Source organism: [Flexibacter] sp. ATCC 35103, assembly GCF_001975985.1.
GTDB lineage: Bacteria > Bacteroidota > Bacteroidia > Flavobacteriales > Flavobacteriaceae > Flavobacterium.
In genome coordinates this window covers 377272-390016 of record NZ_MTQF01000006.1, presented here as the reverse complement: position 1 = coordinate 390016, position 12745 = coordinate 377272, and the positions used below count along the sequence as shown (strand labels likewise).

Annotated in this window: 8 protein-coding genes; 7 read left to right on the top strand and 1 reads right to left on the bottom strand. The window is 34.4% G+C overall.

All coding sequences use genetic code 11. The features are described 5' to 3' along the window. Positions 1-7: 7 nt before the first annotated feature. From uxaC to BXU01_RS14555, 5 genes are all read left to right on the top strand, one after another. Positions 8-1414 (top strand): glucuronate isomerase, encoded by a 1407-nt coding sequence (uxaC, locus tag BXU01_RS14575; protein ID WP_083693881.1) that lies wholly within the window; start codon positions 8-10, stop codon positions 1412-1414. A 258-nt stretch (positions 1415-1672) separates the two neighbouring features. Next, positions 1673-2695 (top strand): sugar kinase, encoded by a 1023-nt coding sequence (locus tag BXU01_RS14570; protein WP_083693880.1) that lies wholly within the window; start codon positions 1673-1675, stop codon positions 2693-2695. 11 nt (positions 2696-2706) lie between these two features. Continuing rightward, positions 2707-3375 (top strand): bifunctional 4-hydroxy-2-oxoglutarate aldolase/2-dehydro-3-deoxy-phosphogluconate aldolase, encoded by a 669-nt coding sequence (locus tag BXU01_RS14565; protein WP_083693879.1) that lies wholly within the window; start codon positions 2707-2709, stop codon positions 3373-3375. A 226-nt stretch (positions 3376-3601) separates the two neighbouring features. Then, on the top strand, positions 3602-5065 hold the full coding sequence (locus BXU01_RS14560; RefSeq protein ID WP_083693878.1) for a tagaturonate reductase: 1464 nt from the start codon (positions 3602-3604) through the stop codon (positions 5063-5065). Between the two features lie 2 nt (positions 5066-5067). After that, positions 5068-6690 carry a UxaA family hydrolase gene (locus BXU01_RS14555; RefSeq protein WP_056254199.1) on the top strand — a complete coding sequence of 541 codons (1623 nt, stop codon included), beginning with the start codon at positions 5068-5070 and terminating at the stop codon, positions 6688-6690. A gap of 153 nt (positions 6691-6843) precedes the next feature. Here BXU01_RS14555 and BXU01_RS14550 read toward each other — a convergent pair whose 3' ends face one another. After that, positions 6844-7872 (bottom strand): LacI family DNA-binding transcriptional regulator, encoded by a 1029-nt coding sequence (locus BXU01_RS14550; RefSeq protein WP_083693877.1) that lies wholly within the window; start codon positions 7870-7872, stop codon positions 6844-6846. Between the two features lie 285 nt (positions 7873-8157). Between BXU01_RS14550 and BXU01_RS14545 the strand changes: the two genes are divergently transcribed. After that, positions 8158-9597, top strand: coding sequence for a glycoside hydrolase family 28 protein (locus BXU01_RS14545; RefSeq protein WP_083693876.1), 1440 nt, complete (start codon positions 8158-8160; stop codon positions 9595-9597). A 32-nt stretch (positions 9598-9629) separates the two neighbouring features. Continuing rightward, positions 9630-12734, top strand: a complete 3105-nt coding sequence (locus BXU01_RS14540) for a TonB-dependent receptor (RefSeq protein WP_083693875.1) — start codon at positions 9630-9632, stop codon at positions 12732-12734. Positions 12735-12745 lie beyond the last annotated feature (11 nt).

Genomic DNA, 12745 nt, shown 5'->3' with positions numbered 1-12745 from the left:
AAAAGACATGAGCGCAAATCAAACATTCATAAACGATAACTTTTTACTTGAAAATAAATTCGCCGAAGAGTTATACCACAATTACTCAAAGAATCAACCTATAATAGATTACCACAATCACCTGAATCCTCAGTTTATTGCCGAAGATAAAATTTTTGACAACATTACTCAGGTTTGGATCAACGGAGATCACTATAAATGGCGTGCAATGCGTACATTGGGAATCAACGAGCAATTTGTAACAGGAAACGGTTCAGATAAAGATAAGTTCATTAACTGGGCAAAAACGGTTCCGTATACGATGCGTAATCCTTTATATCATTGGACACACTTAGAATTAGCACGTTATTTTGATATCTATGATTTACTGAATGAAAAATCAGCAGAGAAAATTTATATCGAAACTACAGAGAAAATTAATTCTCAGGCGTACAGCACACAAAACCTGCTTAAAAAAGTAAATGCTGAATTAGTTTGTACTACTGAAGATCCTGTTGATAGTTTGGAGTTTCACCAGAAACTAACGAAAAATCCAATCGGGACTAAAATGAGTACGGCTTTCAGACCAGATAAAGCTATCCTGATTTCTAATGATGGATATAATGCATATCTGGACACATTAGGGGATGTGTCCGGAGTTGCAATTAATACGTATACAGATTTATGTGCGGCATTAAAAAACAGAATTGAATTCTTTAATCAAAATGGTTGTAAATTAAGTGATCACGGTTTAGACCAGATTTACTTTGAAGAATTTACAGAAAGTGAAGTAAATGCAATCTTTAAAAAGAAAAGAGAAAACAGAATTATTTCTCCTGAGGAAGCATTAAAATTTCAAAGTGCCATATTGTTATTCTTATCTGAGACTTACCATCAGTTTGGCTGGGTACAACAATTTCACTTAGGAGCATTGCGTAACAATAATGCGCGTATGCACAGAATTTTAGGACCTGATACTGGTTGGGATTCTATTGGAGATTATCCACAGGCACAAAAATTATCAAGCTTTTTAAATGCTTTGGATAGTAAAGATAAATTGACTAAAACGATTATTTATAACTTAAATCCTGCTGATAACGAAGTAATGGCAACCATGATTGGAAATTTCAATGACGGAAGTGTTCGCGGTAAAGTTCAGTTTGGTTCAGGTTGGTGGTTTTTAGATCAAAAAGACGGAATGACCAAACAGTTAAATGCCTTGTCAAACATGGGATTAATTAGCTGTTTCGTAGGGATGTTGACGGATTCAAGAAGTTTTCTGTCTTTCCCGAGACACGAATATTTCAGACGTATTTTATGTAATCTTTTAGGAGATGAAATCAAACGCGGTGAATTGCCAAACGATATGGAATGGATTGGTAAACTGGTTTCTGATATTTCTTATAACAACGCAAAGGAGTATTTCAAGTTTTAGTTAAGAAGAAAGAGTAAAGAAGAAAGAGTAAAGAAGAAAGAGTCAGGAAGAAAGAGTCAGGAAGAAAGAGTAAAGAACATAGAATAAAGAACATAGAACATAGAAGAAAGAAGAGGGGTTTTAGTACTAAGGCTTACAATCTTTTTAATCATTTGAATCTGTGGCAAAAAAATAACCATTAATATACTGAGCTTAATTTTTTTAATCTCTTAATGGGTAAAAAAAAATAAATCTTTTACTGGTAAACAATATAACAATATGAGTAAAGTAGTTGCATTTGGAGAAATTATGTTGCGTCTTTCGACAGAGAGGCACTTGCGTTTTTCTCAAGCTAAAGCATTTGGCGCTTCTTATGGAGGAGGCGAATTCAATGTTTGTGTGTCTTTGGCAAATTATGGTTTAAATGCAGAATTTGTAACAAGATTACCGGATAATGAAATTGGTGCTTCGGCATTAAAAGAAATGCGAAAAATGAACGTAGAGTCCAAAAACATAGTTTATGGAGGCGAACGTTTAGGGATTTATTTTCTTGAAACCGGTGCTGGAACACGTGGCAGTAATGTTGTTTATGATCGTGCACACAGTTCTATGGCAACTATTGATAAAGGTATAATCCATTGGGAAAAAGTGTTAGAAGGCGCAAGCTGGTTTCACTGGAGCGGTATTACGCCGGCAATTTCTCAAACTGCTGCCGATGCATGTTTAGAAGCTATTAAAGTGGCTCATAAACTTGGAATTACGATTTCGTGTGACTTAAACTACAGATCGAAATTGTGGCAATATGGCAAAACGCCAAGCGATGTTATGCCGGAAATGCTACAATACAGCAATGTAATTTTAGGAGATATTGATACCGCATATTTTATGTTAGGAATCCCAAAAGTGAATCCAAACTATCAGGATGAGAAATCGCTTCCGGTTTTGTATACTAAATTGTTTGATTTGATTCCGAATTTAAAAACCGTAGCCACTACATTACGTTATTCTGTAAGTGCATCGCACCAAAGAATTGGAGGTATTTTATTTGACGGAAAAGCCATTTATCAGGCAGCTGTAAAAGAAGTTACTCCCGTCGTAGATCGCGTAGGAAGTGGTGATGCTTTTATGGGAGGATTAATTTACGGTTTGCAGGAATACGAAAATAATAATCAGAGAGCGCTTGATTTTGCAGTGGCAGCTTGTTGTTTAAAACACACAATTGCAGGAGATTATAATCTGGTTACTTTAAAAGAAGTTGAAAATATGATAGATGGTGATGGTTCTGCATTAGTATCTAGATAATTAATATAAATATGGCGAAATATTCAAGAATTGAAGTGGCATTGCAAATGAAAGAAAACGGAATGGTTCCGTTGTTTTTTCATTCAGATATCGAAATAAGCAAGAAAGTATTAAAGGCTTGTTATGATGGTGGTTCACGATTAATGGAATTTACAAGCAGAGGCGATTTTGCTCACGAAGTTTTTGGTGCATTAAACAAATATGCTCTGGCAGAATTGCCGGGAATGATGTTGGGAGTAGGTTCTGTTACAGATGCTGCCGCGGCGTCATTATACATGAGTTTAGGGGCTAATTTTATTGTAACTCCTGTTTTTAGAGAAGATATTGCAATAGCTTGTAATCGTCGTAAAGTGCTGTGGTCGCCAGGCTGCGGAACTTTGACTGAAATTGCAAGAGCGGAAGAATTAGGTTGCGAAATCGTAAAATTATTTCCTGCAGATATTTATGGACCGGAATTTATAAAAGCGATAAAAGGTCCGTGCCCGTGGACGAATATCATGCCAACAGGAGGTGTTTATCCAACGGTAGAAAGCCTGACTTCATGGATCAACGCAGGTGCAACTTGTGTAGGTATTGGTTCGCAGTTAATTTCTAAGGATATACTGGACAATCAGGATTTTGATGGTTTAAAAACTAAAGTAAGTCACGTTCTTGACATTATAAAAAATATTAGAAAATAAATAAGGAGTAATCATGCCAATTCCTTATTTAAGATTGCGTTTTTTTTAGATTTTAGAAATTGTAATTGAGCATTACGCTTGCAAAATTAAACTTGTCATTCCTCACAGCAAGATTTATTTTCCTCACACAAGTGTAATGTTTCTTTTACAAGTTTAAAAAAAGACTTCAAAGGAAAGAATAAGGTATTTAATGTGGTTATTTATAACGCTTTAAAGAAATTTTAAAATGAAAAAATTAAATAGAATAAATACAGGATTAGAAAAGTTACAGCCAATTAAGGTAGTTCAGTTTGGAGAAGGTAACTTTTTAAGAGCTTTTGTTGATTATGCTTTTCACAAACTAAATAAAGAAGTTGATTTTAATGCCGGTATTGCAGTAGTTCAACCTTTGAAAGATGGTATGGTAAACCTGATTAATGAGCAGGACGGTCTTTATACTTTGTTTATGAACGGAATTAAAAAAGGCGAAAAAATACAAGATATTGAGTTAATTACTAATATTGTAAAGACTATAAACCCATATACTGAATTTGCAAATTATTTGGCTTTAGCCAAAGAAGAAGAACTTCAGTTTATTGTTTCTAATACTACTGAAGCTGGAATTGAATTCATTGAAAGTGATACTCCGGATATGCAGCCGCCAGTGTCATTTCCTGCAAAGCTGACGGTTTTATTATATGAAAGATTTAAACATTTTAATGGAGATGCTTCTAAAGCAGTAACAATCATTCCTTGTGAATTAATTGATTATAACTCAGAGACGCTGAAAAAATATATTTTGCAATATTGCGATACATGGAAGTTAGAAGATGCATTTAAAACTTGGGTATCAGATGCGTGTACATATCACAGTACTTTGGTTGACAGAATTGTTCCTGGATATCCAAGAGCTGAAATTGAAGAATACAATAATAAATTAGATTATCAGGACAATTTAATTGTTGCTGCTGAACCTTTTTTCCTTTGGGCTATTGAAGGTGGAGACGCTTTAAAAGCAAAATTACCTTTTCATAAAACGGATTTGAATGTAAAAATCGTTGATGATATACGTCCTTTCAAAATGATTAAAGTTCGTATTTTAAACGGTGCGCACACGGCAATGGTTCCTTTTTCGCTTTTGTATGGTAACAAATTAGTAATGGAAACTGTTGACGGAGATTTTACCGGAAAATTTGTAAATAGCGTTATTAGTGAAATTAGTGAAACGCTGGATATGGACAAAAATGAAATTACAGCCTATTCTGAGGAGGTAATGGACCGATTTAAAAATCCATTTATCAAGCATGCACTTGCTGATATTGCATTAAATTCTGTCTCAAAATTCAAAGTAAGAGTTTTACCTAGTTTACTGGGATATTATAATGCTAACAAAAAATTGCCTGTTAATTTGACTTTTTCATTAGCGAGTTTAATTCGTTTCTACAAAGGAACATGGAATGGGCAAAGTTTACCGGTTAAAGATGGTGAAGATATCGTTTCTTTCTTTAACGGACTTTGGAAATCTGATGATTATGAAAAAATAGCGAGACTTACTTTGCAAAATAAAAGTTTCTGGGATGAAGATTTAACTGAAATTCCGGGATTAACAAAAGCAATTACTGTTGCATTAGAAGAAATTGATGCAAATGGTATAGAAAATGGTTTTGCCAATTTTCAAAAACAAATAAATACAACAACACAGAAAGCTTAGTTATGGCAACGCAAAAAAAATTAATAAAAGTTCATCCTACTGATAATGTAGCAGTAGCTCTGGTAAATCTTTCGGCTGGTGAGGTGATTAACTTTGAAGGTGAAGATGTTACTGTTGAGACTGATGTAAAAATGAAGCATAAAATCGCAATGGTTCCTTTTAATGTAGGAGACAGGATTATTATGTATGGTGTTTTGGTAGGTAAAGCCAGTGCAAGAATCGAAAGAGGAGGATTGCTTTCTACATCAAACGTAAAACACGAAAGTGATAAAGTAACCGGTAAAACGGAAACTATTGGCTGGAATGCGCCAAATATTGACAAATGGAAAGACAGAACCTGGCAAGGCTATCACAGAGAAGACGGACAAGTTGGAACTGAAAATGTTTGGTTGTTTTTTCCGTTGGTATTTTGTGAAAACAGAAATATCGAAATCTTAAAAGATATCTTCGAAAAAGAATTAATGAAGCCTAAAGAGAACGATTATCAGTTATTGCTTCGCTCTTTGGTAAAAACAGAAACTGGCGGTGCAGGAAATGAAGCAGCTTCTAATGATGCTAATTTATTCAATAATATCGAAGTGAAATTCATCACGCATCAAGGTGGTTGCGGTGGTATTCGTCAGGATTCTCACAGTCTGGCTAAATTATTGGCGGGTTATGTAAACAATCCTAACGTGGCTGGAGCAACTGTATTGAGTTTAGGGTGTCAGAACTTACAGATCCAGATCTTTAAAGATGCATTAGATGCGATAAATCCAAACAGTAAAAAACCAGTATTGATTTACGATCAGCAACAAATCGGAACTATTGAAACCATGCTTAGCAGTGTGGTAAAAGATACTTTTGAGGCGATTAAAAAAGCAAACGAAATAAAAAGAGAACCGGCTCCATTATCTAAATTAAGAATTGGTTTGGAATGCGGTGGATCTGATGGATTCTCAGGGATTTCTGCTAATCCAACATTGGGAGTGTTATCGGATCATTTAGTTGCTTTAGGAGGAACTACAATTCTTTCTGAATTTCCTGAATTATGTGGAGTAGAACAGGAATTAGTAAATCGTTGTGTAGATGATAAGGATGGAAAACGTTTCTTAGACTTAATGCAATGGTACGAAAAAACAGTTGTAGATGCAGGTTCAGGATTTGATATGAATCCTTCTCCGGGTAACATTAAAGACGGTTTGATTACAGATGCAATGAAATCTGCCGGAGCTGCTAAAAAAGGAGGGACTTCGCCAATTACAGGTGTTTTTGATTATGGAGAATATATTAATGAACCAGGCTTTACATTGTTATGTACGCCAGGAAACGACGTTGAGTGTACCACTGCAATGGTAGGTTCCGGAGCAAATATGGTATTGTTTACAACAGGTTTAGGAACTCCAACAGGAAACCCTATTGCGCCTGTAGTAAAAATTTCATCAAATACACAGTTAGCGACTAAAATGTCTGATATTATTGATATTGACACCGGTGGAATTATCACCGGAGAAAAATCAATCGATGAAATGGCTGATGAAATGTTAGAATTTATTATAGAAGTTGCAAGTGGTACTATTAAGACCAAAGCAGCAATTTTAAACCAAAACGATTTTATTCCCTGGAAAAGAGGAGTTTCGCTTTAAGATTTTTAACATGATATAAATGTAGAGACGCACAGCAGTGCGTCTTTTTTTATGTTTGTTTTTAAACCATATAAGTGATNNTATCACTTATATGGTTTAAAATAAAAAAGACGCACTACTGTGCGTCTCTATGGTGAAAATATATTGTAAAAATTAAGTTGTACTTCTTGTTGACGACTTACGGATGTGTAATTCCGGTGCAAGGACTACCTTTTTTTCGATTTTGATAGTGTCGGTTTTGTCTACTTGTTCCAGGAAAACACGAGCAGACATTTTTCCCATTTCAAGCGGTGACTGATCTACAGAAGTAATTGATAATTCCATGAATTTGGTAAAAGGTTCATTACTAAAACCTGCTACACAAAAATCCTTTGGAATACTGATGTTTCTTTCTTTTAATTCCTGAATGGCACCTAAAGCAGCAAAATCACTCGAAGAAAATATAGCGTCAGGAGGGGTTTCGAGTTGCAATAAAATATCAACCGCTTCCTTACCGGCTTCTACCATACTTTTAACCGGAATCACGTACTCTTCCTTAAAAATCATTCCGTTGTCCAGTAAAGCTTGTTTGTAGCCTAAAAACCTGTTTTTGAAAATCTCAAGCGATTGATCTCCTGATAAATGCGCAATACATCTACAGCCTTCGTTAATTAGGTGTTTTGTAGTAAGATATCCGCCTTTAAAGTCATTAATGGTTACAGAACTTACGCCATCAATATGTTTGCTACGATCAAAAAATATTAGAGGAACATTTTTTTCCAAAACATTTCTAAAAGCACCGTCATTTTCGGTAGTAACATCTGTAACCGACATTAATATTCCATCAACTTGCGCATCTATTAAAGTATATAAATTCTCGTTTTCTCTTTTTGGGCTTTCATGAGTCTGGCAAATAATTACCTGATAACCATGAGGATGCAGTTCCTCTTCAATACCTCTAATAACAGATGCAAAGAAATTGCTGTCGATACGAGGAACAATAACACCTATATTATTACTTCGACCGCTTTTTAATGCTAAAGCAAGTTTATTTTGCTTATAATTCATTGCAGCCGCAGTTTTAATAACCAACTCACGCGTGCTCTCTTTTATCTTAGGATTGTTATTTAACGCCCTGGAAACCGTAGCAGCAGTGATATTTAATTTCTCAGCAATATCGTAAATGGTTATTTTTTCGCTCATTAATATAGGTTTTTCAGTTAAATTCTAGACAAAAATACATTTTTTTTTATAACGTTCTACAAATTGTTATCGATTACCATAATTTATAATTAAAACGTTTTCGGTTGTACAATGATAATAAATTATATGTTTTTTTACATTAAGTGTAATTATATTTCCTAATAAAAATTAAATATATAATTTTTTTCTAAATAAATTTGGTGTGTAAGAACTTATTTTATACTTTCGTGTAATCGATTACATATATGTATTGATTTGAATGCTAAACAATAAAATACTACACAAATGATTGTAAATAAAATTATAGCACTTAAAACTCTTTTCATTTCCGGCGCAGTTGCTATAATAGTTTCTTCATGTAGTACGCAAGTTTCAAAAGTTTCTGATTCTGATCCCTGGAGAAAAATGGAATCTATCATAAAAAGTATTCCTATTACTAAATTTCCGGATAAGACATTCAATATTAATGATTTTGGTGCTGTTGCAGATGGAAAAACATCAAACACACAAGCTTTTGAAAAAGCGATTAAGGCATGTGTTCAAAATGGAGGAGGGAAAGTTTTAGTTCCCAACGGGAAATACCTTACAGGTCCGATACATTTAGAAAGCAATGTTAATTTACACTTAGAAGATAACGCAGAAATACTTTTTAGCATTAATCCAAAAGAGTATCCAATAGTTCATACCTCTTGGGAAGGAACGGAATTAATGAATTATTCTTCTCTTATATATGCTAAAAATAAAACCAATGTTGCTATAACCGGAAAAGGCACTTTAAATGGTCAGGCTGATAACACAAATTGGTGGATTTGGTCAGGAGGAAAAGATTACGGTTGGAAAAAAGGAATTCCGTCGCAAAATGACCCGAAAAATCGTGAAGTATTGGTTGATATGGCAGAGAAAAATGTTCCGGTTGCTGAAAGGGTTTTTGGCGAAGGACGTTATTTACGCCCAAATTTTATAGAGTTTTTTGAATGTAATACCGTATTGGTAAAAGATATAACTATAATAAATGCTCCATTTTGGATTTTACATCCCATAAAAACAAACAACATTATTATTGATGGTGTTACGGTAAACAGTCACGGACCAAATAATGATGGCTGTGATCCGGAATATTCGCAAAATGTACTCATTAAAAATTGCATTTTCAATACCGGAGATGATTGCATCGCTATAAAATCTGGACGCGATGCTGATGGAAGAAGAGTCGCTATACCTAGTAAAAATATCATTGTTCAGAACTGTAAAATGATCGACGGTCATGGCGGAGTGGTGATGGGAAGTGAAATATCTGCCGGTGTAAATAATGTTTTTGTAGACAATTGTGTAATGGACAGCCCAAATCTGGATCGCGCTATTCGTATTAAAACAAATTCAAGAAGAGGCGGAGTTATAGAAGATGTATTTGTTCGAAATCTAAAAGTAGGAACAGTAAAAGAATGTGTTTTGCTGGTAACTATGTTTTATAATGTGTACGGTTCACAAACCGGAAATTTTATACCAACTGTAAGAAATATAAATCTGGAGAATGTTACCGTAAAAAACGGAGGGAAATATGGCGTTTGGGCAGAAGGATACGAAGAATCTCCGGTAGAAAATATTACACTTAAAAATGTAGTAATAGAAAAAGTAGGCAAACCTTATTTATTAAAAAATGCTAAGAATGTCAATTTTATAAATACAACTGTGAATGAAAAAAAAGTAGAAACGATTAAAAATTAAAACTATCAATTAACCAAACTATTAAAACCATTATGAACTTTAAACAATTACCAAAGAAAAAAATAAAATACAATTTTGTATTTTTATTTTTCCTGAATTTCGTGTTGAGCTCCACAATTTATGCTCAGTCGACAACGATAGAAGGAAAAATTACTGATGCGGCAGGATTATCACTACCAGGTGTAAATGTCCAGGAAAAAGGAACTAAAAATGGTACCTCTACAGACTTTGAGGGAAGTTTTAAAATGAATGTAACTAACAATAAAGCTATTTTAATTATTAGTTATTTGGGTTTTCAAACGCAGGAAGTTAGTATTGCAGGAAAATCTAAAGTAAATGTTAGCCTTGCTGAACAGTCAAACTCATTGAACGAAGTTGTTGTAGTGGGTTATGGATCTGTGAAAAAAACAGATCTTACAGGTTCAGTAAGTACTATTAATGCAGCTACAATTACAGAAAGAAATACAACAAGTGCACTTGAAGCAATTCAGGGAAGCACACCGGGAGTCCAGATTTCATCAAGTTCAGGACGTTCTGGTGACGGATTTAAAGTGGTGATCAGAGGAAATAACTCTTTGATAGGATCGTCCCCTTTATATATTGTCGATGGTGTGCCAACTGACGGAATTGACTTTTTGAATCCTCAGGATATTGCCAGAATGGATGTCTTAAAAGATGCTTCTTCGGCTGCGATTTATGGTTCAAGAGGAGCTTCAGGAGTTATTATCGTAACAACTAAAAGTGGGATAAGCGCTAAATCAGGAATTAGTGTTACTTATGATACTTCATACGGAACTAAAACGGCTGCAAGATTGCCAAAAATGATGTCAGGTGAAGAATGGTGGAAATTTCATCAGGTAGCTTATATGAGCGCAACACCGGCAACTCAAACTCCGGCACAATTAGCTACACTGGCAGGAAATCAAAGTCCGTTATTAGTTTCCAGAGCTAATAGTGGTTATAATTATGATTGGTATGATGCTGTACTTAAATCAGGAATGACAGAGAATAATTATTTGAATATTTCCGGACGTTCAGACTCCGGTTTGAGCTATAACTTAGGTTTTGGTGTTCAGAGCGACAAAGGACTTATAGACAATGATTCGACTGATAAATATTCATTCAAAATAGGCTTAAATCATAAGATAAATGATAAGTTTTCTACAGGAGCAAATGTTACAATAGCACGCCTTGATACACAATTAGGGAGTGATTTAGCCATGCAGGACGCTTTCAGGTTAAGTCCGCTTATGTCTCCTTGGGCTGTTGATGCTGCAGGAAATGAAAAAGTAGGTACATTGTTTTTTCTTCCTGGAAAATTAACTTATCCTGACGGTTCCTGGGCGATTAATAAAACCAGTACAGTAAACCCGTTAGTGGAGATTGCCAATTCATCTCAAACAGAAAAAACATGGCAAACAGTTGGAAATGTTTATTTGCAATACCAACCTATCAAATGGCTTACATTTAAAACAACATTTGCTGCAGGAATAGAAAATACAGTTACAAGTACAGCTTATGGAGCTCAAACAAATGCAGGAGTTACCTTAAATGGTAAAAACTCAGCATCTATTAAAAACTTCAATAACTTCAATTATACGTGGGATAATCAAATTGATTTAAAACACACGTTTAATGATGTACATGATTTTAGTGTATTATTATTGCAAAGTATCTACTCAAATGTTGATGAAACATCTTATTTATATTCTAACAATCAGCCTTTTGATGTTGGATCAAATAATTTGGGTTCAGGAGTTCAGACAAGTTATAATTTGAGTTCAGGTTATGCAAAAAATACGTTGAGTTCATATGCAGTTCGTTTAAATTATACGTTTAGAGACAAATATTTATTGACCGCATCAAATAGATGGGATGGTTCTTCAGTATTATCAGAAGATAATAAATGGCAAAACTTTCCATCAGTTGCTTTAGGATGGAAAATAAGTAAAGAAGCATTTTTAGAAAACAATACTGTAATTTCTGACTTGAAACTTAGAGCAAGTTTAGGATATACAGGAAACGATAATGTGGCGCCTTACACATCTCAGGCTTTATTAAATCAACAGACTTTTTATGCAAACGGAGCAAATGTGGTTTCGGGATGGCAGTCTGAAAATTTAGCAAACCAACAATTAACGTGGGAGAAAACAAGAGAACTTAACTTTGGTCTTGACTATGGATTCTTAAAAAACAGAATTTCGGGTAGTGTAGATGTTTACGACAGATTATCTGATAAGTTGATTTACAAACAACAATTACCATCTGAATCAGGTTGGAAAAACACGTTCTCAAATGTTGGTTCTGTTAGCAACAAAGGAGTAGAGGTTTTATTGACTACTAAAAATATTGTGTCTAAAAACGTAAACTGGGAAACTACATTTACATTTACTAAAAACGTAAATAAATTAGAGTCGATTTACAATCAGGATAAGGTAAGTGATATTGGTAATAAACTGATTTTAGGATCAGAATTAAATCCAAATTACAACTATGTTTATGATGGTGTTTGGCAGGAAAGCGAAGCAGCTCAGGCAGCATCTTATGGTATGGCTCCAGGTCAGGCAAGACCAAAAGATTTAAACGGAGATGGTAAATTTAATCAGGATGACAGAACTGTAATTGGTAATGCAAATCCGGAATGGCAAGGAAGTTTATATTCTAAATTAACAGTTGGCCAGTTTGATTTTAATTTCTCAGTGCTTACAAGTCAGGGACAAACGGTTTTGAGTACTTTTCATCAAAACTTTGCAGATGTAAGCGACAGAGGTCGTCAAAAATTAGCAATGGATTACTTTATTCCAACTAATGGTACTGGTATTCCGGCAAATGCTAATAATTCAAACCCAAGACCGGGACCAGTTGCAACTGGTGCAGGAGCGTATTGGACTTCTTTATTTGGATATTACAGAGATGTATCTTATGTTAAAATTAAAAATATCTCTTTAGGATACACTTTCAATTCAGACTTACTTAAAAAGTTGAAAATGAGTAATTTTAGAATTTACATAAATGTTCTTGACCCATTTGTATTTACAGATTTTGACGGATATGATCCGGAATGGGCCGGTTCTGCTTTTGGTGTAAACCGTCCGGCATCTATTACTACGCAATTGGGATTAAGTGTTAAATTTTAATAAGATATAAA